Source organism: Nocardiopsis alkaliphila YIM 80379, assembly GCF_000341005.1.
Taxonomy (GTDB): Bacteria; Actinomycetota; Actinomycetes; order Streptosporangiales; family Streptosporangiaceae; genus Nocardiopsis; species Nocardiopsis alkaliphila.
The window spans coordinates 71980-96764 of record NZ_ANBD01000031.1; the positions used below are offsets into that span (position 1 = coordinate 71980).

General features: G+C 67.4%; 20 protein-coding genes and 2 pseudogenes. 11 read left to right on the forward strand and 11 right to left on the reverse strand.

Annotation, left to right across the window (positions count from 1 at the left end; translation table 11 throughout):
* Window positions 1-18 precede the first annotated feature (18 nt).
* Window positions 19-1257, reverse strand: coding sequence for a winged helix-turn-helix domain-containing protein (locus D472_RS0104440; RefSeq protein WP_026117374.1), 1239 nt, complete (start codon window positions 1255-1257; stop codon window positions 19-21).
* A gap of 42 nt (window positions 1258-1299) precedes the next feature.
* Window positions 1300-3252, reverse strand: coding sequence for an acyl-CoA dehydrogenase family protein (locus tag D472_RS0104445; RefSeq protein WP_017603300.1), 1953 nt, complete (start codon window positions 3250-3252; stop codon window positions 1300-1302).
* A 420-nt stretch (window positions 3253-3672) separates the two neighbouring features.
* Here D472_RS0104445 and D472_RS0104450 point away from each other — a divergent pair, with 420 nt between their 5' ends.
* Both D472_RS0104450 and D472_RS0104455 read left to right on the forward strand, forming a co-directional pair.
* Entirely contained in the window at window positions 3673-4497 is an 825-nt protein-coding gene (locus D472_RS0104450; RefSeq protein ID WP_193373426.1) for an exodeoxyribonuclease III, read from the forward strand.
* Window positions 4498-4517: 20 nt separating this feature from the next.
* Window positions 4518-5411: a ribokinase gene (locus tag D472_RS0104455; RefSeq protein ID WP_033303153.1), complete on the forward strand. Its 894-nt coding sequence runs from the start codon at window positions 4518-4520 to the stop codon at window positions 5409-5411.
* A gap of 64 nt (window positions 5412-5475) precedes the next feature.
* Here the strand turns inward: D472_RS0104455 and D472_RS0104460 are convergent, their stop codons facing one another.
* Together D472_RS0104460 and argS are read right to left on the reverse strand one after the other, a co-directional pair.
* Entirely contained in the window at window positions 5476-6081 is a 606-nt protein-coding gene (locus tag D472_RS0104460; protein WP_017603303.1) for a YceI family protein, read from the reverse strand.
* Window positions 6082-6343: 262 nt separating this feature from the next.
* Window positions 6344-8089 (reverse strand): arginine--tRNA ligase, encoded by a 1746-nt coding sequence (gene argS / locus D472_RS0104470; RefSeq protein WP_017603305.1) that lies wholly within the window; start codon window positions 8087-8089, stop codon window positions 6344-6346.
* A 109-nt stretch (window positions 8090-8198) separates the two neighbouring features.
* Here argS and D472_RS0104475 point away from each other — a divergent pair, with 109 nt between their 5' ends.
* Window positions 8199-8654 carry a protein-tyrosine phosphatase family protein gene (locus D472_RS0104475; protein ID WP_033303141.1) on the forward strand — a complete coding sequence of 152 codons (456 nt, stop codon included), beginning with the start codon at window positions 8199-8201 and terminating at the stop codon, window positions 8652-8654.
* A 24-nt stretch (window positions 8655-8678) separates the two neighbouring features.
* On the opposite strand, the gene plsX is transcribed toward D472_RS0104475, so the two are convergent.
* Window positions 8679-9752, reverse strand: a complete 1074-nt coding sequence (gene plsX, locus D472_RS0104480; RefSeq protein ID WP_026117375.1) for a phosphate acyltransferase PlsX — start codon at window positions 9750-9752, stop codon at window positions 8679-8681.
* A gap of 322 nt (window positions 9753-10074) precedes the next feature.
* Between plsX and D472_RS0104485 the strand changes: the two genes are divergently transcribed.
* Window positions 10075-11418 (forward strand): KamA family radical SAM protein, encoded by a 1344-nt coding sequence (locus D472_RS0104485; protein ID WP_017603308.1) that lies wholly within the window; start codon window positions 10075-10077, stop codon window positions 11416-11418.
* Between the two features lie 289 nt (window positions 11419-11707).
* On the opposite strand, the gene D472_RS0104490 is transcribed toward D472_RS0104485, so the two are convergent.
* Both D472_RS0104490 and D472_RS0104495 read right to left on the reverse strand, forming a co-directional pair.
* The gene (locus tag D472_RS0104490) at window positions 11708-11941 is read right to left on the reverse strand and encodes a DUF397 domain-containing protein (protein WP_017603309.1); all 234 of its coding nucleotides are present in this window, start codon (window positions 11939-11941) and stop codon (window positions 11708-11710) included.
* A gap of 372 nt (window positions 11942-12313) precedes the next feature.
* A complete protein-coding gene (locus tag D472_RS0104495; RefSeq protein ID WP_017603310.1) occupies window positions 12314-13240 on the reverse strand; it encodes a helix-turn-helix domain-containing protein in 927 nt (308 codons plus the stop codon).
* A gap of 286 nt (window positions 13241-13526) precedes the next feature.
* On the opposite strand from D472_RS0104495, the gene D472_RS0104500 reads away from it, so the two are divergent.
* Window positions 13527-14057: an ATP-binding protein gene (locus D472_RS0104500; RefSeq protein ID WP_017603311.1), complete on the forward strand. Its 531-nt coding sequence runs from the start codon at window positions 13527-13529 to the stop codon at window positions 14055-14057.
* 137 nt (window positions 14058-14194) lie between these two features.
* Entirely contained in the window at window positions 14195-14554 is a 360-nt protein-coding gene (locus tag D472_RS0104505) for an STAS domain-containing protein (RefSeq protein ID WP_026117377.1), read from the forward strand.
* A 135-nt stretch (window positions 14555-14689) separates the two neighbouring features.
* Here D472_RS0104505 and glmS read toward each other — a convergent pair whose 3' ends face one another.
* Window positions 14690-16543, reverse strand: coding sequence for a glutamine--fructose-6-phosphate transaminase (isomerizing) (gene glmS, locus D472_RS0104510; protein WP_083903378.1), 1854 nt, complete (start codon window positions 16541-16543; stop codon window positions 14690-14692).
* A 333-nt stretch (window positions 16544-16876) separates the two neighbouring features.
* Here glmS and coaA point away from each other — a divergent pair, with 333 nt between their 5' ends.
* On the forward strand, window positions 16877-17782 hold the full coding sequence (coaA, locus tag D472_RS0104515; protein ID WP_017603314.1) for a type I pantothenate kinase: 906 nt from the start codon (window positions 16877-16879) through the stop codon (window positions 17780-17782).
* A 172-nt stretch (window positions 17783-17954) separates the two neighbouring features.
* Entirely contained in the window at window positions 17955-20105 is a 2151-nt protein-coding gene (locus tag D472_RS0104520; protein WP_017603315.1) for a HelD family protein, read from the forward strand.
* Window positions 20106-20126: 21 nt separating this feature from the next.
* Here D472_RS0104520 and D472_RS0104525 read toward each other — a convergent pair whose 3' ends face one another.
* Complete coding sequence (locus D472_RS0104525) at window positions 20127-20519, reverse strand: hypothetical protein (protein WP_017603316.1); 393 nt, start codon at window positions 20517-20519, stop codon at window positions 20127-20129.
* A complete protein-coding gene (locus tag D472_RS0104530; RefSeq protein ID WP_017603317.1) occupies window positions 20516-20707 on the reverse strand; it encodes a hypothetical protein in 192 nt (63 codons plus the stop codon). The genes D472_RS0104525 and D472_RS0104530 overlap by 4 nt, the downstream gene beginning before the upstream one ends.
* A gap of 62 nt (window positions 20708-20769) precedes the next feature.
* Between D472_RS0104530 and D472_RS27400 the strand changes: the two are divergent.
* A pseudogene (locus tag D472_RS27400) lies at window positions 20770-20931 on the forward strand (ATP-binding domain-containing protein); the annotation flags it as partial.
* A gap of 20 nt (window positions 20932-20951) precedes the next feature.
* On the opposite strand, the gene D472_RS0104540 reads toward D472_RS27400, so the two are convergent.
* Window positions 20952-21680 (reverse strand): hypothetical protein, encoded by a 729-nt coding sequence (locus D472_RS0104540; RefSeq protein WP_017603319.1) that lies wholly within the window; start codon window positions 21678-21680, stop codon window positions 20952-20954.
* Between the two features lie 218 nt (window positions 21681-21898).
* On the opposite strand from D472_RS0104540, the gene D472_RS0104545 reads away from it, so the two are divergent.
* Window positions 21899-22801 (forward strand): universal stress protein, encoded by a 903-nt coding sequence (locus D472_RS0104545; protein ID WP_017603320.1) that lies wholly within the window; start codon window positions 21899-21901, stop codon window positions 22799-22801.
* 382 nt (window positions 22802-23183) lie between these two features.
* Window positions 23184-24776, forward strand: a pseudogene (locus D472_RS0104550) (phosphoenolpyruvate carboxykinase (GTP)); the annotation flags it as partial.
* Window positions 24777-24785: the final 9 nt, after the last annotated feature.

Below are 24785 nucleotides of genomic sequence, written 5' to 3' on the forward strand. Positions count from 1 at the left end.
GAGAAGCGCGGCTCGTCGTCACCGTTCGGGGGTCGGTGATCCGAGCCCCTCGCCGGCCACCCCATTCGACAGTCCCAGCCAGGCGGCCATCTCCTCCAATTGCTCCACCAGTTCGTACATGGTGTCGGTCGGGGCGTCCCGCTCCAGGGTGATCCGGCGGGCGAGCAGGGTCTTCGACGCACGATCGGCCTTGAGGTCGACCCGGGCCACCAGATCCTCGCCCAGCAGGAACGGCAACACGTAGTAGCCGTGCACCCGCTTGGCGGCCGGCACGTAGATCTCCAGCCGATAGCGGAAACCGAACAGCTCCTCGGCGCGGTCCCGGGTCCAGACCAGGGAGTCGAACGGGCTGAGCAGGGCGCGGGCCTCGACCTTGCGCGGAACGCGGGCGTCCTTGTGCAGGTAGGCAGGCCGGTTCCAGCCGCGCACGGTGACCGGAACCAGTTCGCCGCTCTCCACCAGGTCGGAGACGGCCGCTCGGGACTCGGCGGCCTTGAGACGGAAGTAGTCGCGCAGGTCGGGTTCGGTGGCGATCCCGTGGGCACGGGCAGCGATCGACACCAGTTCGCGGTGCGCCTCCTCGGGGGTGGGGTGCGCCATCGCGTGGACCTCGGCGGGCAGCACGCGTTCGGGTAGGTCGTAGCGACGCTCGAACTGGACGTTGCGTCCGTTGGAGGTGAGGTCGCCGATCCAGAACAGGTACTCCAGGCACTTCTTCACCTCGGACCAGTTCCACCCCCAGTGTTCCTTGGTCCGGGGAACGTCATGGGCCAGTGCCGCCTCGACCTCGCGTGCGGTGGCCGGGCCGATTCGGGCCACCTCCTCGTGCACCGCCTTGACCAACTCGGGCCGGTCCTCGCGGACGCCGTTCATCCATCCCACCCGTTCCTGGGACCGGTTCCGTTCCATCCGGTACCGCATCAGGCGATGGGTCGTGGGTGGCACCAGACTCGCCTCGTGTGCCCAGCACTCGACCAGACGGGCCGGGCTCGCACCGGCGTCCGTGGTGGTCGCCCGGTCCAGCAAGGCCGGGTCGTAGGCGCCCAGGCGGGCGAAGACCGGCAGGTACTGACTGCGTGTCAGCACGTTCACGCTGTCGATCTGGAGGATCCCGATCCTGCGCAGTACCCGGGCCAGGTGGGCGAGTGTGGGTGCGCCCTTGGGACGTGGGTCGGCCAGGCCCTGGGCGGCCAGGGCGATCCTGCGGGCCTGGGCCGGGGAGAACTCGCTGTCGCGACGGGGGTGTGGTTGGACCATGCGTTCCACGCTAGCCCTCGCCCACGACAGAGCGGAGTGTGTTCAGCCCATGCGCCGGTGCCGGTTCGCCTTCTCGGACGGGCCGGGTTCGGCCGGGGCGATCAGCGGGCCGGGCAGTGACGGATCCATGACTCCCTCCTCCAGCCAGGTGTAGGAGTCGTCCATGAGGCGGCGGGCGAGTCTGCCGTCGAGGTCGTCGGTGTTGGACCACAAGGCCTCGAAGAGGGTGTCGACGCGCAGTCGGGCCTGACGACAGAACACGTCCGCCAATTCGAGGGGGGTCCTGCCGCGTTCGGGGTGGGCGTCGACGTCGGCGCGGGCGCGCACGATCACGGCGCTCATCGCGAACAGTTCGGCCCCGATGTCCACCATACGGCCGAGGAAGCCCTGCTTGGTCTCGAGCCTTCCCCGCCAGCGCGACATCGCGTAGAACGTGGAACGAGCCGATTTGCGGCAGGCGCGTTCCACGAATCGCAGGTGGGGTGAGAGCGGTCCGAACTCGGCGAACGCCGACGAAGCCCGGCCTTGACCCACGACCAGGGTCGGCAGCCATGTGGCGTAGAAGGCACTCGCCTGGGCCAAGGCCCGTGCCTTGTCCGCCCGGCCGGCGTCGGGGTCGACGAGCCCTCCGGCCACGGACAGGTGCGTGTCGACCGCCTCACGGGCGATCAACAGATGCATGATCTCGGTGGAACCCTCGAAGATCCGATTGATGCGCAGGTCACGGAGGAGTTGTTCGGCGGGGACACCGCGCTCACCACGCGCGGCCAACGAGTCGGCGGTCTCGAAGCCGCGCCCGCCGCGCACCTGGACGAGTTCGTCGGCGATCCGGTACGCCATCTCCGACCCCCACAACTTGGCGATGGCGGCCTCGACGCGGATGTCGTTGCGCCCGGCGTCGGCCATGTGGCCGCACAGTTCCAGCATGGCCTCCATGGCGTAGGTGGTGGCGGTGATGAAGGACAGCTTTTTGGCCACCTCCTCGTGCCCGCCGATCGGCCGCCCCCATTGGATACGTTCGCGGGACCACTCGCGAGCGATCTTGGTGGCCCACTTACCCGCGCCCACGCACAGGGCGGGAAGGGAGAGGCGACCGGTGTTGAGGGTGCTCAGGGCGATGCGCAGTCCGTGCCCTTCCTCACCGATCCGATTGGCGGCGGGCACCCGCACCCGGTGCAGTCGGGTGACGCCGTTCTCCAGACCACGCAGCCCCATGAAGCGATTGCGGTGCTCCACGGTGACGCCGGGCGAGTCGCCCTCCACGACGAACGCGGTGACCCCGCCCCGGTGCCCAGGGCTCTGGGGTACCCGCGCCATCACGACGAGGAGGTCGGCGACCACTCCGTTGGTGGTCCACAACTTGACCCCGTCCAGTACGTACTCGCAACCGTCATCGCTGGGTGTGGCGGTGGCGCGCAGCCGCGCCGGGTCGCTGCCGACGTCGGGTTCGGTGAGCAGGAAGGCGCTGATGGCGCCGGCGGCGCACCGGGGCAGGAAGGCGCGTCTTTGTTCCTCGGTGCCGAACATGGCGACGGGCTGGGGCACACCGATGGACTGGTGGGCGGAGAGCAGCGCGCCGATGGCGGGGGAGACCGAACCGACCAGCGTCAGGGCCCGGTTGTAGTACACCTGGCCGAGGCCCGACCCGCCGTACTCGGTGGAGATCTTCATTCCGAACGCGCCGATCCCGCGCAGCGCGGTGATGGTCTCGTCAGGGATACGTTCCTCGAGTTCGACGCGCTGGGGGTCGATGCCCTCGCAGACCCGCCGTAGCTCGGTGAGGAAGGCTTCACCCCTGAGCCGGGTCTCCTCGTCGGGGAGAGGGAAGGGATGTACCAGGTCCAGGTCCAACCGGCCCAGGTACAGCTCCTTGGCGAAGCTCGGCCGGGTCCGGTCGCCTTGGCGGGCCTGCTCGGCGACCTGACGGGACCGGCGCTCGTCGCTCTCGGTTGCTGAGGTTCGTCGGCTACCGGCATCGGGTTCGACCGTGGACATATGAGCGTCACCTCGAAACGAGAGTCGCCGTGTCTTGAATCACGAACCTACCCATGGGTCGCTCCCCCGACGCGAGGACACAAGGACCGCCTTCGGAGAAACCGGGTCGGAAGATCCGGTGGTATCCGCAGTTCAGCGAGGAAAGGACGACGTCCTCGACCCTTGCGAGAAAAAACCTTGCGCGCAATGCGAACCCATCAGGGGGGTGAACCGTCCAACGAGACGCGACGGAAACCAACCGAGCATGTGCCGGGAGTCGCGCGAACCCCGGTGCGGAGGACGGCCGCACCGGGGTTTCTCTGGCCGGGAAAGTCCTGGGTGGTTTTCCAACGGCGTGGGGTGAGGTGGCCCCCCATGGGCCGCGGTGCTTCCGAGAGCGGATCAGACCAGGGCGTCGGCGTGATGACCTAGCCTTTGGCTGTGCGTATCGCGACATGGAATGTGAACAGTGCCCGTGCCAGGGCGGAGCGGATCGGTGCCTGGCTCGATCGCAGCGACGTCGACGTCGTCGCCATCCAGGAGACCAAGGCCCGCGACGACCAGTTCCCCGCGTCGGTCTTCACCGATCGCGGCTACGAGGTCGCCCACCACGGCCTCTCCCAGTGGAACGGGGTCGCGATCGCCTCGCGTGTGGGACTCGACGACGTCCGGATCGGCTTTCCCGGCCAACCCGGCTACGGTGAGCCCGCAGAGCGCGAGGCCCGGGCCATCGCCGCCACCTGCGCGGGTGTCCAGGTGTGGAGCCTGTACGTGCCCAACGGGCGTGAGATCGACCACCCCCACTACGCCTACAAGCTGCGCTGGCTGGAGGCCCTACGCGAGGCCGGCGCCGCTCGTCTGGCCGAGGATCCCCAAGCGCAGATCGCCTACGTGGGTGACTTCAACGTCGCTCCCCAAGACGAGGACGTGTGGGACATGGCCGCCTTCGACGGGCTCACCCACGTCACCGAACCCGAGCGAACGGCCTTCGCCAAGCTGGTGGAGGCCGGCTTCGTCGACGTCGTGCGTGAGCACACGCCGGGCCCCGGGGTGTACACCTATTGGGACTACAAGGGACTGGCCTTCCCCAAGCGCAGGGGGATGCGCATCGACTTCGTGCTCGCTTCCCCGGCGTTGGAGGCCCGAGTGAGTGGAGCGAGCATCGACCGCGAGGAGCGCAAGGGCAAGGGTGCCTCCGACCACGCCCCGGTCATCGTCGCCCTCGACGGCGCCGATGGTCGGCCGGTGGACCGAGAGAAGAAGTGAGCACGAACGTGAATCCGAACATGTCGCGCGTCGCTGTTCTGGGCAGCGTGAACATGGACCTGGTCGCCTACGCGGACCGGGCTCCGAACCGTGGTGAGACCGTCAGTGGTACCGACTTCCGGCAGATACCCGGAGGCAAGGGCGCCAACCAGGCGATGGCGGCGGCGCGGGCCGGGGCCCGGGTGTCCTTCCTCGGCGCCGTCGGTGACGACGCCTTCGGTGCTCAACTGCGCGCCAACCTGACGGCGGCCGGCATCGACACCACCGGCCTGCACACCGTGCCCGGGGTGTCCGGCATCGCGCACATCGTGGTGGAGAGCGGCGGTGGCAACCGCATCACCGTGGTGCCCGGGGCCAACGGTGAGGTCACCGGTGTTCCCGAGGCCGACCGGACACTGGTGGCCGGAGCCGACGCGTTGCTGCTCCAGCTCGAACTGCCCATGGCGGCGGTGCTGGCGGGAGCGAGCCTGGGCCGAGAGGCGGGCGTGCCGGTCTACCTGACACCCGCGCCCGCGCGTGAGCTCCCCGACGAACTGCTGGCCAACGTGGACGTGCTGGTCCCCAACCAGCACGAGGCGGCCGCGATCACCGGACACGACGAGCCGGGTGCGGCGTTGGCCGCGCTCTTGGAACGGGTCCCCGAGGTGCTGCTGACCTTGGGCGAGGACGGTTCGTTGTACGGGCGTCGCGGTGAGGAACCGGTGGCGGTCGCCGCCCGTCGAGTGAAGGCCGTGGACACCACCGCGGCCGGGGACACCTTCTGCGGGTCCTTCGCGGTCGCCCGGGCGGAGGGGCGTACGCCTCGGGAGGCCATGGAGTTCGCCGCCGCCGCGGCCGCGATCTCCGTGGGGCGGCACGGAGCCAGTTCGTCGATGGCCTCACGGGATGAGGTGGAGGCCCTGCTCAGGGGCTGAGACGAGGGTTCTTCCTCGGGCACACGCCCTGATGGTCCTGGGTGCGGACGGCACCCGGAACGGTTCAGGGCGTGTGCCCGATCTGTTTCAGGAAGGGTGCGGGGTCCTGGCTCTGGAGACGGACCTCCAACACGATGTCGACCGAGTCGCCGACCAGCCTGCCTCCCCAGGGAAGCGCGCCACCGTCACCGATGCCGAACTCGGAGAGGCTGAGCCGGGTGGTGGCGGAGAAGAAGTGCCCGTAGGTGTCGTCCGGAGACACGTAGTCGGGGGCCTCACCCATCCATGCGGTGGACAGGGTGATCGGTCGAACCTGGCCATGGAGTTCCAGGTCACCGTGTAGACGGAAGGAGTTCCGTCGGCGGCTCGGTTCCAACCCGGTGCCGATGAAGCGCGACTTGGGGTGGCGCTCCACGTCGAGGAAGTCGACGGAGCGGAGGTGGTCGTCCCTGGCTTTGACACCGGTGTTCACACTGGCGGTGTCGATCTCCACCTCGACGGAGGACAACGTGGGGTTGTCGGTCACGTTCACCAGGCCGTGGGCTTGACCGAAGGTTCCCTGGACACGGCCGAAACGCAGGTAGTGAGCGACGAAGATCAGACTTGAGTGCAGCGGGTCCAGGTACCAGGTGCCGGCTCCAGGGCCGAAGGTCGCAGGGGTGGGCGTCATGTACTATTGCTTCCTTTTTGTCCTATATGAACCTTTCGTCCACATACCTTAGGTGTGACGCCCCACCACCGGCCCGAGTTCCGCCCCCACCTGCGACGAGAGATTCGACTCGCTTCTTTCGGTGAAGTCCGAAAAGGTCATGACCAGTGACTTCACGCCGTCTGGGGACTGTTCTCGTACGCTCCGCGCATGGCCGGCACGGCCGGTTCCGGACATACGAAAGGGCCGAGGTCTGTGCCTCGGCCCCCGCGAAGGTTCGGTCCTACATGTGCTCGGGCGCCTCCACCCCGAGCATGTCGAGGCCTTGGACCAGGACCCGCAACGCCACGGCGACCAGCGCCAAACGCGATTCGCGCTCGGCGTCGCTCTGGGCCGTCAGTACCGGGCAGTGTTCGTAGAAGGTCGTCAGGGTCTGCGCCAGATCGAACAGGTACGTGGACAAGCGGTGCGGCTGGAGCAGCTCACCGACCTGTTCCACCACCGGGCCGAAGCCCAGCAGCTTGAGAGCCAGGTCGCGTTCGGCGCCCTCTGAGACGGTGATCCGGCCATCGATCCTGGTCGGGTCCACCCCGCCCTTGCGGAAGATGGAGCGAATCCGGGCCTGGGCGTATTGCAGGTATGGGCCGGTGTTACCGGTCAGCGCCAACATCCGGTCGAAGTCGAAGACGTACTCGGTGTCATGCGAGACCGACAGGTCCGCGTACTTGACCGCACCGATCCCGACCTTACGGGCGATCTCGGCCCGACTCTCGGCGTCCAGGTCCGGGCGGTTCTCGGCGACCACGGCCGCGGCCCGCTCGACCGCCTCGTCCAGCAGCTGCATCAGCCGGAGTGGGGCACCGCTGCGGGTACGCAGGATCTTGCCGTCCGATCCCAGCACGTTGCCGATCTGCACGTGCGTGGTCTCCACGTCCTCCGGGAGCCAGCCGGCCTTGCGGGCGGTGGCCCACACCATCTTGAAGTGCATGGCCTGCGGAGCGCCCACCACGTACAGGATCCGGTCGGCCTTGAGATCGTTCACCCGGTAGCGGACGGTCGCCAGGTCCGTGGTGGCGTAACCGTAACCGCCGTCGCTCTTGCGGACGATCAAAGGTAGCGGCTTGTCCTCGCGGCCGGTGAAACCCTCCAAGAACACGCACAGGGCCCCGTCGCTGATCTCGGCTATGCCCTTGGACTCCAACTCCTCGCACACGTCGCCGAGCATGGCGTTGTAGGTGCTCTCCCCGGCGAGGTCGTCGTCGGTGAGGGTCACACCCAGCTTGGTGTAGACCTTGTTGAAGTAGACCTTGGACAGACCCACCAACTCGCGCCACAGACGCAGCGTCTCCTCGTCACCGCTCTGGAGACGGACCACCCGCCGGCGGGCCCGGGCGGCGAAGTCGTCAGGGCCCTCACCGGATGCCTCGAACCTGTTTCGGGCCGCCTGGTAGAAGGCGTTGGGGTCCGTGGTGAGCAGGTCGGCCTCTGGTGAGGCCTCGCCGACCTCCAGTAGGTGCTCGATCAGCATGCCGAACGGGGTGCCCCAGTCACCGATGTGGTTCTGTCGGATGACGTTGTGGCCCAAGAACTCCAGGGTGCGGGCCAGGGAGTCGCCCACCACGGTGGTGCGCAGGTGCCCGACGTGCATCTCCTTGGCCACGTTGGGTGCGGAGTAGTCGAGCGGGATGTTCAGTGGCCTTTGCAGGGGCACGCCCAGACGATCGTCGTCCAGGAGCCCCCTGGCCTGGTCCGCGATCCAGTCCTCGCGGAGCGTGAGGTTGATGAAACCCGGTCCACTGACCTCGACGTCACGGCAGACGTCGGACACGTCCAGGTGTTCCATGATCGCCGCGGAGACCTCGCGGGGCTTTCGGCCCAGGCGCTTGGCGAGCGCGAGTGCGGCGTTCGCCTGGTAGTCAGCGAACTGGGACGGGCGGATGACGGGGTCGGTGTCGGCGAACTCGGGACCGAAGGCGGCACCGAGGGCGGACTGGACCCGTCGCGAGAGTACTTCCTGCGGGTCGGCCATGCCCTCAAGCGTACCGACCGGCGACACCGTTCCCTACTGGTATGGCCCGGTCCGCATTCAGGACCTTCGGAGGCTGTGTCGGGCACGGGCGAATGTCTAGGCTCGCAGCATGAGAGACAGGAACCATTTGTGGGACCCGGCCTCCCCCGGAGTCATGCGGCTGCCGTCCGGCCGTATGGTTCGCGGCCGTGGTATGGCCCTACCCCTTCCGGCCGGGCCTCGGCCCGAGTTCGCGCTGTACCTGCTGGACACCGAGCCGCCGACGGTCCAGTGGAGGTCCCACTGGGTCCGGTGGGAGGACTTCGGTTTGCCCGAGGACGACGCGAGTGCCCGGACCTGTTTCGAAGAGGCTTTGGCCAAAGCCGGGGAACAGAGGGTGGAGGTGGCCTGCCTCGGAGGCCGTGGGCGAACCGGAACCGCCCTGTCGTGCCTGGCGGTACTGGACGGGATCCCCCCGCGGGACGCGGTCGCCTATGTACGGGAGAACTACTCGTCCCTGGCGGTGGAGACCCAGGAGCAGGAGGAGTACGTCCGCGGATTCGGAGGCGACCCGGCCAAGGGCTGACATGGCCGAGGGGCGTGGGGTCCCTCAGGGCTCCTCTTGGCCGCGTCGGTGCAGCCAGTGGGGTGAACGCTGGGGGACCCGACGACGGATCCGGTCACCTAGGTCCCCACCCGCCAGGTCGTGGGCGAGTCGACAGGCGTGGGCGATGCCGCTGGGGTGGCTGTCGCCGTGGGCGATCACCACGGTGCCGTTCAGGCCCAACAGGGCGGCTCCCCCGTAGGTCTCGCTGTCGAAACGTGCGTGGAGGCCGCGCAGGGCCCTTCGCTGGAACACCGCGCCCGCCTTGGCCAGGGGGGAGGAGGTGATGCTCTCCTTCAGGGTCTTCAAGGTGAACCTCGCGGTGCCCTCGACGGTCTTGAGCGCCACGTTACCGGTGTGCCCGTCGGTCACCACCACGTCCACCTTCCCGGTGAGCAGGTCATGGCCTTCGATGTTGCCGCGAAAGTCCATCTCCGAACCCTCGGACAGCAACTCCACGGTGCGGCGGACGAGTTTGTTGCCCTTGCCCGGTTCCGAACCGATGGTCAACACCCCCACACGGGGGTTGGGGACACCGAAGGCCGTCTGTGCGTAGGCACAGCCCAGGTGTGCGAACTGGACGAGCATCTCTGGTTTGGCGTCCGCGTTGGCGCCGGCGTCCACCAGGATCGTGGGGGTGGGCAGGGTGGGAAGCGTCACCGCCAAGGCCGGGCGCAGGATCCCCGACCGGGTGCGCAATCGGACGGTGGAGGTCGCCACGATCCCCCCGGTGGAGCCGGCCGAGACCAGGGCGTCCGCGTCACCGCGCCGAATGAGCCGACAGGCCACCGCGGCGCTGGAACGGGGTCGCCGCCAGCTGGCGAGGGCACCTTCGTCCATCGCGATGCTGTCCTCGGCGTGCACCACCGGAACCTCGCGTAGGGCACCCTCCTCGGCCAGGATCGCGGCGATCTCGGTGCGCCGACCGACCAGGAGGACACGGAGACCGAACTCACGGACGGCCGTGACCGCTCCACTCACGATCTCCCCAGGCGCGTTGTCGCCGCCCATGGCGTCCACCGCGATGACCGGCGGTGACGTGCGCGGAGTGGGCGTCTGCGCGCCGGATGTGCCACTCATCGTCGGTTGGTTCCTCACAGTTCGGGGATCGTATCGCGTCACCCTCGTCGTGTTCGCGTACGGTGCCTCCCGGTACTCGTGCGAGGATACTTTCAATATGTCCAGGTCAGACTTGGATTTAGCACTAAGCGGGTACAAAGTCCCTTATCGGGGTATGCCCGCTTGTCGGCTCAGGTGCACGGCACACTCCGTGCACAGGAGACAACCGAATTTTCACCCCTAGGTGGTCAACCGGTACCCGTATGCCGGAGCCACCCGGTCAGGGCTGCCTTGGTGGAGCCCTGCGACCCCAGAGAGGAGAGACGTGAGCGTTACGCCAGACGTGGCACAGTCCCCGTCCGCCGGACGTCGGTTTCGTGCCTACACGACGAAGCACCTCGACGAGCTCACGGCGCGAGCCGGTCTCGCCGCAGACGAGCAGCTCGCGGTCAAGGCGGTGGCGAACGTGCTGCCGTTCCGCGTCAACAGCTACGTCATCGACGAGCTCATCGACTGGGATGCCGCTCCTGACGATCCGATCTACCGTCTGGTCTTCCCCCAGGCGGACATGCTTCCATCGGAGGACGTCGCCCGCATCGCCGACCTGCTGAGCTCGGGCGCCGGTCGCAAGGAACTGAACGAGGCCGCCAACCAGGTCCGGGCCAAGCTCAACCCGCACCCCGCGGGTCAGATGGACCTCAACGTACCCACCACGGGTAACGAGGAGCCCCTCCCTGGTATCCAGCACAAGTACAGGGAGACGGTGCTCTTCTTCCCGAAGCAGGGGCAGACGTGTCACGCGTACTGCACCTACTGCTTCCGCTGGGCGCAGTTCGTCGGTGACGCCGACCTGAAGTTCGCGTCGGGCGAGATCGACCAGATGGTCGAGTACGTGCGTTCGCACCCCGAGGTCACCAGCGTCCTGTTCACCGGTGGCGACCCGATGATCATGGGAGAGGGGGTCATCTCCCGCTACATCGAGCCGCTCCTGGAGATCGAGCACCTCGAGGCCATCCGTATCGGTACGAAGGCCCTGGCCTACTGGCCGCAGCGCTTCACCACCGACCCGGACGCGGACGACACACTGCGCCTGTTCGAAAAGGTCGTCGCCTCCGGCAAGAACCTCGCGTTCATGGCGCACTTCTCGCACCCCAACGAGATGCGTCCCGAGCTCGTGCAGGAGGCCGTGCGTCGGATCCGTGCGACCGGCGCCGTCATCCGCACGCAGGCGCCGCTGATCCGCACGATCAACGACGACTCCGCCATCTGGGAGAGCATGTGGCGGACGCACCTGCGGCACGGAATGGTCCCGTACTACATGTTCGTGGAGCGCGACACCGGCCCACAGGACTACTTCGCGGTGCCGCTGGCCGAGGCCTACGACATCTTCCGTGGTGCCTACCAGAAGGTCTCGGGCCTGGCTCGGACGGTCCGTGGGCCGTCGATGTCGGCCACCCCGGGCAAGGTGTGCGTGGACGGGGTGACGGAGATCGCGGGAGAGAAGGTCTTCGTCCTCCACCTCATCCAGGCACGCGACCCGGAGCTGGTCGGCAAGCCGTTCTTCGCCAAGTACGACGAGAAGGCGGCCTGGCTGTTCGACCTCAAGCCGGCCCTGGGCGCCACCCACTTCCCGTGGGAACGGGCCCCGGTGGGCGACAACGGTCTGGTGGATCCCACCCGCCTGTGAGCGTGAAGGACCCCGCCCGTCCTACCCGGGGCGGGTGGGGACCGTCGCGACGAGGTGAACCTCGGCTGAGACGGCACCGGGCCTGGTGAGGGCCCGTCGCCCCTTACGGTGGGCCCTCACACGGTCTTTGAGACCCACGGAGCCCGGCACCTGGATTGGTGCCGGGCTCCGTGCGTGTGTACGCCGTGGACGGGTGGGGCCGAGACGGCACGGGAGTGGACCGTATCGGCCGCGGCGTACACACCTCCTGGACAGGTCTTGGAGGGGGACGTGGTCGGTGCGGGGGAGGTCAGCCCAAGAGAGCGTCGAACTCCCCGGTCTTGGCGCCTCGAACGAATGCCTCGATCTCGGCGGAGGTGTAGACGAGGGCGGGGCCTCGGGGGTCCCGGGAGTTTCGGACGGCGATGTCACCGTCGGGGAGGGAGGCGACCTCGACGCAGTTCCCATCGGGATTGCTCCAGCTGCTCTTGGTCCAAGTGACCCGCAACCGATCAGCGGGAACTCCGTTGTAGATCGGATCCATCCTCAACCTCCTGGAACTTCGGGGGACGGCGGGTGTCCACGGGCGGCTCCAGCGCGCCCTGTTCGTCCGGTCGGACCGACACGTTTGCCCGGCCGGTCCGGTTCTTCGCACGGGAACGTTCCCACATCCCCGTACGAAGCCACAGCGTAGTACATGCACGTGCATACGTGATTGCATCGGTAAGCACTTAAGGGTGTCCCCGGCGGTACCCGTTGACAAAAGCCCACGTCACACGCCATGTGAGAAGGACAACGAGAGCTCGGTGTTCCCGGATCGTTCTTCAGCTGTGGCCGTGGACAGCGCAAAGCCCCGGAGCGCGGTGATCCGGGGCGTCGGTGGCGGGGGACGTGCGGGGAAGGGTCCGTGGGGGTGTCAGTCCTGGTAGCGCTCCAGGAAACGCCTGAGGATGCCTTCGGTCTCCGAGGGCAGGGGGGCCTGGGTCGCGAGGTGGTCCATGGTCTGGGCGTAGCGGCTGGTGTCGTCGAACTTGTCGAAGTAGAGCGCGCTGCTGAGCTGCTCCAGGTAGACCACGTCGGGCAGTTGCGGGGTGGGGAAGCGCAGGATGCTGAACGGGCCGCCGGCCGCGGGGTGGCCGCCCATGGCGAATGTCGCTATCTGGATCGTGACGTTGGGTCTGCGTGCCATCTCGATGAGGTGCTCGATCTGTTCGCGCATCACCGCGGCGTCACCATAGGGACGGTGCAGGACCGCTTCGTCTATGACGGCCCACAGCCGAGGGGCGGAGCCCTCTTGGGCGTGGTCGGTGGTCAAACGACGCTGTCGATGCATGCGCATCTTCACGCGACTGTCCACTTCCTCGTCCGAGTTGGCCGTACGGGAGAGTCGGATGACCGAACGGGCGTACCCCTCGCTCTGTAGCAGACCGGGGATGAACTGCACCTCGAAGGTGCGGATCACCGACGCGGCCTCCTCCAGACCGACGTAGACACCGAACCACTGCGGCAGTACGTCGCCGTACTTGTGCCACCACCCCTGGGCGTTGGCGCTGGAGACCAGTCCAAGAAGCGCCTCACGCTGCTTCGGATCGTCGACTCCATAGAGTTTCAGCAGGTCGTCGACGTCCCGGCGCTTGAAACTGACCTGGCCCAGTTCCATTCGGCTGATCTTGGCGTGGGAGGCGCGAATCGCGTATCCGGCGTCGTGCCGCGAAATGTTCTTCTCCTGGCGCAGGCGTCTGAGCTGAGTGCCCAGGAGAATGCGCAGCACTGTGGGCCCACCACTGGAATTGGCCAGGAAATCCTCCGTGGCCTGGTGGTTCTTGGCCGGTTCGGCTACCACTTCACCCTCCCTAGGAGTGGTATTGGTGTGAGCGACCGCTCAGTATACCGATCTCCTTCCAAGCGAGACAGAGTCGTGTTCGGATTCGTCAAGGACCAAGGTCCGATTCTGACGAATCGACAGCGATGAAGGTGAATTCTTGATCAAGGACCCTACCGATGAGGTGAGTCCGTCCTATAGGGTTGCCGAACGTTGATATGCACGTGCATCTGTGCCTTACGTCTGTAAGCAACACGAGGCGCGGCGCATGCGGACGTGTGAACCGACATCACTCGTGAGGACCGTGATGAACGCAGAGCTGATGCCCTCGGAACCGGCCACCGAGAGGTTTCAGGGGCAGCCGGCGCTACCGGAGGGTTGGTGGGAGCCCGCACTGGGAGATCTGGGCATCGGAGAGGGCACATTCGGATTCGGTATCGCCGCACACGCCTACGCCGCGGTTCCGACGTCCGTCGGTGCGGCGCGTCGTTTCGCCTCACGGAGCCTGGCCGAGTGGGGCATGTCCGAGGTCATGGAGAACCTTTGCCTCATCGTCTCCGAACTCGTCGGGAACACCTGTCGCCACGCGGTCTCCGGACGCACCCCCGAGAACACCCGGGCCCTTCTCCAACTCCGGCCCTTGCCCTCAGTCGGTGCCGTGGTGTGCATGGTCCACGACCCTGAACCCCGGGGACCGATCCGGGTCGCGGCGCACCAGTTCGCCGAATCCGGACGCGGGCTCGGTCTGATCAACGCTTTCAGCCGGGAATGGGGCTGGAATCCCGTCACCGGGAACGGAAAGGTCGTTTGGGCGGTGTGCGCCGCGGAAACGTCCTGAACCACGCATCCCTCCTGGGAAGAGGCCTGTCCGGACAACACCGAGGTCCGTCGAGCCGAGTAGGCTGTCAACGCATGTCGGTATTCGACCGACGACGATGGTCGAATCCCACGGTTCCTGAACAACGGGAGTGAGGCGTGGCCCCATCGGATCCGGACCAGGAGCGTTTTTCGTGCGACGCAATGGTGGTCGTGCGGCTGGACGGTGAAATCGACATCGCCACCGCCGAGGGCGTCTTCGAGCGACTGCGTTCGGCTACGCGGGAGAACTGTACCGTCGTCGACCTGTCCGAGGTCGGCTTCATCGACGCGTCCGGCGTCAATGCCCTGGTCAGCGCGACGCGCTCGGCCACCGCCAGGCGTCATCACTTGATGATCGCCGGCCCGCCCCCACAGCTCCGGCGGATTCTGGACGTGCTCGACCTGCATGGCGTGCTACCGACACATCCCGACGTCGAGGCCGCGTGCGCCGATCACACCGCCCTGGCGGCCCGCTGACCCCGTGCCGACGCATCGGTGACCGCCGTGGGTGCGCCCGACCCGTTCCGAACGTGTGCACGGAGTCGGTCACACGAACGAACGGGGCGCACCGATCGGGGACACCCCGGTCGGCACGCCCCGCGAGGGAGGTCCCTATTCCACGGTCACGCTCTTGGCGAGGTTGCGCGGCTGGTCGACGTCATTGCCCTTGGCCAGGGCCAGCTCGCAGGCGAACACCTGCATGGGGATCGTCGCGACGATCGGTTGCAGCAGGGTCGGCACCGCCGGGATCTCGATGAGGACGTCCGAGTACGGACGGACCGCCTCGTCGCCCTCCTCGGCGATCACGATGGTGCGGGCGCCCCGGGCACGCACCTCCTGGATGTTCGACACGATCTTGTCGTGCAGCACACCACGTCCCTGGGGAGAGGGCACCACGACCACGACCGGGAGCCCTTCCTCGATCAGCGCGATCGGGCCGTGCTTGAGCTCACCGGCGGCGAACGCCTCGGCGTGCATGTAGGCCAGTTCCTTGAGTTTGAGCGCGCCCTCCATCGCGACCGGATGGCCCACGTGCCGGCCGAGGAACAGTACGGTGCTCGCGTCGGCCAGGGAACGGGCCAGCTCACGGACGGGCTCGACCGTGTCCAGGACCCTTTCGACCTGTTCGGGCATGGTGGCCAGCTGGGCGATGACGGCGTTGATCTCGTCACCGAACTTCATCCCGCGCACCTGTGCCAGGTACAGGCCGACCAGGTAGCAGGCGGCCAATTGGGTGAGGAAGGTCTTGGTCGCGGCCACCCCGACCTCCGGGCCGGCGTGCGTGTACAGCACACCGTCGGACTCGCGCGGAATGGTCGATCCGTTGACGTTGCAGATCGCCAGGACCTTGGCGCGCTGCTCGCGGGCGTAGCGGACCGCCATCAGGGTGTCCATGCTCTCGCCGGACTGGGAGATGGCGATGATCAGGGTCTGCTGGTCCAGGATCGGGTCGCGATAGCGGAACTCGCTGGCGACCTCCACCTCGCAGGGGATACGGCACCAGTGTTCGATCGCGTACTTGGCGATCAGACCCGCGTGGTAGGAGGTACCACAGGCGATGATGACGATCTTCTCGACGGTGCGCAGCTCCTCGGGGGTCAAACGCATCTCGTCCAGGCTGAGTTGGCCTTCGACCGAGACCCGGCCCAGGAGCGTGTCGGCGATCGCACGCGGCTGCTCGACGATCTCCTTGAGCATGAAGTAGTCGTAGCCGCCCTTCTCGGCGGCGGAGGCGTCCCAGTCCACGTGGTACTCGTTCACGTCCACGGGGACGCCGTCGTAGTCGGTGACGACCACGGAGTCGGCGCGCAGTTCCACGACCTGGTCCTGGCCCAACTCCACGGCCTCGCGGGTGTGGGCGATGAACGCAGCCACGTCGCTGGCCAGGAAGTTCTCGCCCTTGCCCCGGCCGACGACCAGCGGGGAGTTGCGGCGGGCGGCCACGACCAGGTCGGGGTCGTCCACGGAGACCGCGACCAGCGTGAACGCGCCCTCCAGGCGCTTGCACACGTCGCGCATGGCGGCGGGCAGGTCACCGTCGCCGCGCCGGGCCAGCTCGGTGCTGAGCAGGTGGGAGGCGACCTCGGTGTCGGTTTCGGACAGGAACTTGCATCCCTGCTCCTCCAACTCCTGGCGGAGGGTGGCGAAGTTCTCGATGATGCCGTTGTGGACGATCGCCACACGCTGGTCGTTGTCCACGTGGGGGTGGGCGTTCACGTCGTTGGGGGCGCCGTGGGTGGCCCAACGGGTATGCCCGATACCGGCACCGTCACCGGTGATGGGACGTTCCGCCAAGGCCTGACGCAGGTTGGCGAGCTTGCCCGCCCGCTTCTCGGTGCTCAGGGTGCTCTCACCCAGAACGGCCACCCCCGCGGAGTCATATCCGCGATATTCCAACCTTGCCAGGCCGTCTACGACGACCTCGAGCGCCGGTTGCGGCCCGACGTAGCCAACGATTCCGCACATAGCCGCCAGCGTAAGTCAAAAAGTGTGCCGGATCGACCAGCCAGACTCCCATACCACTGGCTGTTTTCGCAGGTAGCGGTATAGACCATTTGGTGTATGCGGGGCGGGTCGCGCAGGTGGGAGGCATGGTCTGGTCCACGAGTGGAACCGGTTCCACCCTGGAGGTATCCGGACGAAAAACCTCTGAACTCGGGCGTGTGACCGTGTGGTCTCGGACACGTTCGGCCCCTGGCCCGGCCAACGAGGGGGTCGCCTGCCCAAGGCGGGGGAGGGGCTCGTCTAGGGTGGTCAACCGTGTCTCACCCGACGAAGAACGGCTTCTCCTCGCCTTACGTGGAGTTGGACCGCCAGGCCTGGGCAGCGCTCCGGGCCTCCACACCCCTGTCTTTGACCGAGGCCGACCTCAACGAGCTTCGCGGGACCAACGATCCCACCTCCCTGGAGGAGGTGCGGGACATCTACCTGCCATTGTCCCGGTTGCTCAACCTGTACGTGGGCGCCACCCAGCAGCGGCACGCCGCGGTGCGTGCCTTTCTCGGGGAGTCCGACCGGCCCTCCCCCTTCATCATCGGTGTGGCCGGTAGCGTCGCCGTGGGCAAGTCCACCACGGCCAGGCTCCTGCGCTCCCTGCTCGCCCAATGGCCCAACCACCCCGACGTCGAACTGGTCAGCACGGACAACTTCCTGTACCCGAACGCGGTCCTACAGTCACGCGGACTCATGCGGCGCAAAGGGTTTCCCGAAAGCTACGACCGTCGAGCCCTGGTGCGTTTCGTGTCGGAGATGAAGGCCGGAGCCGACCGCCTCGACATCCCCGTCTACTCCCACCTGCACTACGACGTGGTCCCGAACGAGCGTCAGACCGTGCATCGTCCCGACATCCTCATCGTCGAGGGCATCAACGTCCTTCAGCCCGCCACCGCCGGGCGCTTGGCCGTCGCCGACTTCTTCGATTACTCCATCTACGTCGACGCCAAGGTCGAGAACGTCCGTAACTGGTACCTGGAGCGGTTCCGCGAACTACGGCGCACCGCCTTCTCCGACCCCCGCTCCTACTTCCACCACATGGCCACCACCATCGGCGAGGCCGAGGCATTGGAGTTCGCCGCCAACACCTGGCGCACCATCAACGAGGTCAACCTGGTGGAGAACATCCGCCCGACGCGGGGACGCGCCACCCTCGTCCTGTTCAAGGGCGACGACCACCGCGTCAGTCGCGTTCGCCTGCGCAAGACCTGATCGGCCCGGAACCGTCCCACCTTCGGGTAGCCTCGACCTCTCGGCCTCGCAACCCCCTGGGGTCGTTGGTGCGCGCTCATGGATCGGAACGAACCGGGCCTTCACGGTGACCGGGGCGGGACCGCGCGCACGCGCGAAGCCGCGTCCCGTCCCGCCGACACTCGAGGTCCCCATGACCGCCACCGATCCCAAACCCGTGCCCACCGACCCCGAACTGGTCGCCGAACGCCGTCACCTCGCCGCTGCCCGGACCGCCCTGCGAGCGATGTACGAAGGGGTACGCGGCACCGAACTCGTCATGAGCGGTCACGCCAAGGACGAGTTCATCGACGAAGCCCTGTTCCTGTCCCGACAGCGTCGCATCGCCTCCCTGGTCGACGTCCCCGACGCACCCCTGTACTTCGGCCGTTTGGACTTCGACCACGGCACCGTCTTCCTGGAGGAGCACGAGGAGGACGCCCAGCCCCGGCCCATCGACGAACCCGACCGGATCCGGATCGGCCGCCGTCACGTCCACGACGCCGAGGGGCGTCCCATGGTCCTGGACTGGCGTGCGCCCATCAGCGTCGCCTACTACCGGGCCGGCCCCGATGACCGGATGCGGGTGCGCTCCCGGCGTCGCTACGGCTTCACCACCGTCACCGACGCCACGGGTGAGCCCGAATCCCTCCTGACCGCCTTCGAGGACGAGGACCTTCTCGCACCGGACCCCTCCGGCCTCGGCGGTGGACTCCTCGACGCCGAGATCGAACGCCCGCGCACCGGCCCCATGCGCGACATCGTCGCCACCATCCAGCCCGAACAGGACCACCTGGTCCGCGCCCCGTTGGAGACCACCCTGTGCGTCCAGGGCGCACCCGGCACCGGGAAGACCGCCGTGGGCCTGCACCGCGTCGCCTTCCTCCTCTACACCGAGCGCGAACGGCTGGCCCGTACCGGAGTGGTGATCATCGGGCCCAACCGCTCCTTCCTGTCCTACATCCGTGGCGTCCTGCCGGCCCTGGGTGAGGTGGACGTGCACCAGACCACCGTCATCGACCTGCTCACTCGCGACCTGCCCGAACGCGCCCGCCCCGGGCAAGGGTGGGTTCGTCGGGTGGAGGCCCCGGACGCGGCGAGGATCAAGGGCTCGGAGGTGATGGCCGAGGTCCTGCGGCGTGACCTGTGGTCGAACCTGCGCGAACCGGAGGAGACCGTGATGGTCCGCCGGGGCTCGCGCCGGTGGCGTCTGTACCCCGAGGACCTGCGCCCCCTTCTCACCGAACTGGCCGAGCGTGGGATCGCCTACGGTTCGGGGCGCGAACTGCTCTCGCACCGCATGGCGCACGTGATCCTGACCCTCATGGAGGGAGAGGGAGAGCCCTGCGACGACCGCACCCACGAGCAGATTCGCCGTGATCCGGCGATCCGTTCCGCGGTCACCGCCCTGTGGCCCAAAGTGGATCCGTTGAAGCTGGTCCTGGGGCTGCTCACCGACCCTGAACGACTGGCGCGGGCCGCCGAGGGACTACTCGGTCCCCAGGAACAGGCCCTTTTGTTGTTGCCGGGCAGACCACGCGGTCCCAAGTCCGCCAAGTGGTCGGAGGAGGACCTGGCCCTGGTGGCCGAGGCGGCGGCGTTGATCGAACGCCCCTTTGGGGTGGGACACGTGGTCGTGGACGAGGCCCAAGACCTGAGTCCGATGCAGTGCCGGGCGATCGGTCGGCGCAACGAGTCGGGTTCGATGACGGTCCTCGGTGACATCGCCCAGGGTACGAGCCCGTCGGCGGCACGTCGTTGGTCGACACTGCTGGAACACCTGGGCAAGCCCACCGGTCACCTGCACGTGCTGGATCGGGGATACCGAGTGCCCGCGCAGATCATCGACTTCGCGGCCCGACTGCTGCCCACCATCGCTCCAGGGCTGGGAGCGCCGATCGCGGTGCGTCGTTCACCGGGGGCGTTGCGGCTCGCCCCGGCCACCACGAACCTGGTCTCGACCCTGGCGGAGGCCTGTCGCACCGCGCTCGAAGGAGAGGGGTCGGTGGGATTGATCGCCGCCGATCACCAACTCGCCGAGCTCCGGGCGGCCTTGGCCGCGGAGGGGGTTCAAGCGCCCTTGTTGGGCGAGGTCGATCTGGAGGAAGCACGTATCATCGCGGTTCCGGCGAGCCTGGCCAAGGGCCTGGAGTTCGATTCGGTGGTGGTGGTCGAGCCCGCCGCCATCGTGGAGGCCGAGGAGCGTGGGGCCAACCGGTTGTACGTGGTCTTGACCCGCGCGGTCGGTTCCCTGCACGTGGTCCACGCTCGTGCCCTACCCCCTGCCCTGAGCCAAGGCGGGTGACCCGTCACCTGGGGCGGGAACTCACACGGCCGTCTTGGTCGCGGTGGCGATCTGGGAGACCCGCTGATGCGAAATTCCGAGCAAAAGTGCGACATCCCGTTGACTGGCTCCCACCTCCCGTAGAGCGGCGACGGCCTTGCCAAGAGCTTCTCGTTCTCGTTCGGCCGCCTGTGACCTGGCCTTCCTCGCCTCGCGGGCCGCCACGAGTTCGTCTTCCACCCCTTGGACATGGAGTGAGACCGAGACGAGTTCGATCGGGAGGTCGAGAAGGCTCGCGATCGCGTCTCGGGCCATCTCCTCGGTGTCACTCAAGGTGTGACCGAAGGTGTGGATGCGGAGTTCGGGTACGTCAACGGACCAAGCACGGCCATCCCGCTCACACCAGGCCTCGTAATGGTGCTGAGCTCTGCTCACAAGCCCTCGACCTCCTTGATGGTCTTTCGTGCGGTCAGCTCGGGTATGTCGGAGTGACGTCCTATCGGGAACTGGAAGGAGCCCACTCGATAGATGTCATGTTTGCCTCCCCTACGGACGAAGTCCAGCGCCATCCCTTTGGACTCCGCGGCTTCCCTGATCCGCTTCAAAAGTTCTCGCCTCTTCACGCTGAGAGAGTCTATTTTACTAGACGAATGTCGGCTATGTAAGTAGACAAAGATGCTTCGGGGGTTCGGAGTTCGATTCGGTGGTGGTGGTCGAGCCCGCCGCCATGGTGGAGGCCGAGGAGCGTGGGGCCAACTGGTTGTACGTGGTCTTGACCCGCGCGGTCGGTTCCCTGCACGTGGTCCACGCTCGTGCCCTACCCCCGGCCCTGAGCCAAGGCGGGTGACCTGATCGCCCACGGAGGATTCAGTTCAGCCGTTCGGGGGCGCGCCGGAGGTGACGTGAGCGCTTCCAGTGCCCGGGAACCAGGCCCACCGCGAACAACCACAGCGCGACCGTCACCAGGTGGGAGCGTTGGGCCAGGCCCAGGGCGACCCCAGGGGAACCATCTCCGGAACCCAGGTACAGCCGTGCCGCGAGCACCAGAACGATCACTGCGGTCACCGCCTGGGCCGTGGTGATCAGTGCCAATACGGGCCAGGCACGTTCTTCGGCCCGCCATCGGTCCCAGGTGAGCGTGGCCGAGGCCAGCAACGCCGCCACGGTGGCCAACACGGCCAGCGGGGGTTGCCCGATGGTCGTTCCGCCCACCCCCTCCACCAGGGACTCCACGGCGCAGGCCACGTCCGTGGACACCACGCACCTACCGGGCAACAGGGACGTGGCCAGCGCCGCCGCACCGAAGACGGCCATCGACCACCAGGAGACCGTCAACCAGGGGCGGGGTCCTTTGGCGCCCAGGGTCAGGCCCAGCCCGGCGGCGAGCATCACCAGGATGGCCGCGGTCCGGTGGGCGCTGGTCAGCATGCGACCGAAGGCGGAATCCGGGTCGGCGAGCGCATCGGAGGAGGTTCCGAGGCCGGTGGGAAAGAGAACCTCCAACGTCCACATGCTGTAGACCACGGCGGCGAACACCGCGGCCACACGACCGTCCCGGTGGTCCCAGTGCAAGGATCCCGAGTTCGAGTAAGGCATCGCGTCCCCAATCCGCCGATGACCAGTCCATGTCTCTTGGACGCACCGTGGTGTTCCCAGGTTCGGTCCCGGCCATGACCCGGTCTGCTGGGGACCCTACGTCACCCAACTCGCGGCGGCACCGTTATCCACGGGTGTGTGTTCGCGCGGCATCATCGTGGAACACCACGGGAACACCGAAGCCGCGTACCGAGGACCGACGGAAAGGGCGCACGGAGATGAACGGCGCATCCACGACACGATGGTTGATCGTGGGGGTGGACGGCAGTGACTCCAGCAGGCACGCGCTGGAGTGGTCGGCCCACCAGGCCATGCTCCGTGGTCTGGGGGTGTTGATCGTCGCCGCCGCGCGCCCGTTGGCCACGAACGGCTTCGGGTGGTGGCCGGAGACCGAACAGCGGACCGAGGAGGCGGAGGGCTCGGGCGCACGACGCTTGCTCGAGCACGCCCACGACTGGGTCGCAAGGCTGTTCCCCGAACTGTCCGTGCGTACCCGCCTGTCGTTCGACCGGCCTGCCCAGGCCCTGATCGAGGAGGCGTCCGCACCGGGGGCGGCGGCGGTCGTGGTGGGCTCTCGAGGGCTGAGCGGCATCGCGGCGGCGTTCGTGGGTTCGGTGGGCATCGAACTCGCCGCACGTTCCCCGGTGCCGGTGATCGTGCTGCCCCGAGACCACGCCGCCGCGCACGGGGTGCGCAGCCGCGTGATCGTCGGTGTGGACGGCTCCGAACCCAGCCGGCGGGCCCTGGAGTTCGCTTTCAACCAGGCGGAGTTCGCCGATACCGACCTGGTGGCGGTCAGTGCCTGGCAGCCGCTCGTAGCCTTCGCGGCCGCGACCGGACCGATACCACCGGAGTTGTTCGACGACGCCACCGCGGCGGAGGCGGCCCGTCAGGCCCTGGACGAGGAACTCATGGACCTGCGCCTGCTTCGGTCGAACGTTCGGGTACACACCCGGGTGGTGCGGGCCCATCCGGTGGTGGCCCTGTTGGAGGAGGCCACGCCGGCCGATCTGATCGTGGTGGGCTCGCGGGGGCGCGGTGGTTTCCGTGGATTGTTGCTGGGATCGGTGAGTCACTCGGTCCTGCACGGTGCCCGTGGGCCGGTCGCCATACTGCGTTGAGCACCCCCGGTGCCACCTGGGTCCGGGGGGAGAAAGTCGCGAGGCGGGGCCGGGGCTCCCCACACAGGTCTAGTCGTGCCCGACCCAGGCCGATGACTTCGTGTGACGAAAAGCACCGTGTGTCGTCGTAGGTGGGGCACTTCCCCCCAATACTGGGAAAACCGGCCCCGAACAGTATCGGGACGGTCTCGTGGAAGACCTTCGCGAACATCACTCGTGCGCACCCGAATCCCCTTCCAGGCAGCGGAATCCGTGTTCGCGACCGCGCGTGTTTAGACCATTGGCCTAGACCAATTGGTCAGGCTTGCCACTCGTCATTCATGATTCGAGAGATCTCGTCATTCGAAGAGGAGCCGCTGTGACTGCCGACGTGGGTATTGATGTGGGCGCCGCCCCGACCAAGAACGAGGAACTCATCTCCTGGGTTCGTGAGGTCGCGGAACTCACCCAGCCGGATGAGGTCGTATGGTGTGACGGTTCCGAGGAGGAATGGACCCGTCTGACCGACCAGCTGGTCGAGCAGGGCACCTTCATCCGCCTCGACCCGAACAAACGTCCCAACAGCTTCTACTGCAAGTCCGATCCGAGCGACGTCGCCCGTGTGGAGGACCGCACCTACATCTGCTCCGAGCGCGAAGAGGACGCGGGCCCCACCAACAACTGGATCGCCCCGAACGAGATGCGCGCCACCTTCGGCGAGATCTTCAAGGGCGCCATGCGGGGTCGCACCATGTACGTGGTGCCCTTCTGCATGGGCCCCCTCGGTGGCGACATCTCCCAACTCGGTGTCGAGATCACCGACTCCGCCTACGTCGTCGTCTCCATGCGCATCATGGCCCGCATGGGCACCGCCGCACTGCGCCTGATCGAGGAGCGCGGCGAGTTCGTCAAGGCCGTCCACTCGGTCGGCGCTCCGCTGGAGCCCGGTCAGCAGGACGTCGCCTGGCCCTGTAGCTCCACCAAGTACATCTCACACTTCCCCGAGACCCGGGAGATCTGGTCCTACGGCTCGGGCTACGGCGGTAACGCCCTACTCGGCAAGAAGTGCTACGCGCTGCGCATCGCCTCGGTCATGGCCCGCGACGAGGGCTGGCTCGCCGAGCACATGCTGATCCTCAAGGTCACCTCGCCCGAGGGCGAGTCGCACTACGTCGCGGCCGCCTTCCCGAGCGCCTGCGGCAAGACCAACCTCGCCATGCTCCAGCCGACCATCCCCGGCTGGAAGGTCGAGACGGTCGGTGACGACATCGCCTGGATGCGCTTCGACGCCGAGGGTCGGCTGCGCGCCATCAACCCGGAGGCCGGCTTCTTCGGTGTCGCGCCCGGCACCGGTGTCAAGACCAACGCCAACGCGATCGAGACGCTGTGGGGCAACAGCATCTTCACCAACGTCGCCCTCACCGAGGACGGTGACGTGTGGTGGGAGGGCCTCACCGAAGAGCCCCCGACCGGTCTCACCGACTGGAAGGGTCGCCCTTGGACGCCCGAGTCCGGCGTGCCCTCCGCCCACCCCAACTCCCGTTTCACCACCCCGGCGGGGCAGGCTCCGACCATCGCCGACGAGTGGGAGGATCCGGCGGGCGTGCCGATCTCGGCCATCCTCTTCGGCGGCCGTCGCGCCACCGCCGTGCCGTTGGTCACCGAGGCCTTCAGCTGGCAGCACGGTGTCTACCTGGGTGCCAACGTCTCCTCCGAGAAGACCGCGGCCGCCGAGGGCTCCGTTGGTGAGTTGCGCCGCGACCCGTTCGCGATGCTGCCCTTCTGCGGCTACAACATGGGCGACTACTTCGCCCACTGGGTGAAGATCGGTCAGCGCGCCGACGCCAAGCTGCCCAAGATCTTCTACGTCAACTGGTTCAAGAAGGACGGCGACGGCAGGATCGTCTGGCCGGGCTTCGGTGAGAACAGTCGCGTCATCAAGTGGATCGTGGAGCGCCTCGAGGGCAAGGCCGAGGCCGTGGAGACCCCGATCGGCTAACCGCCC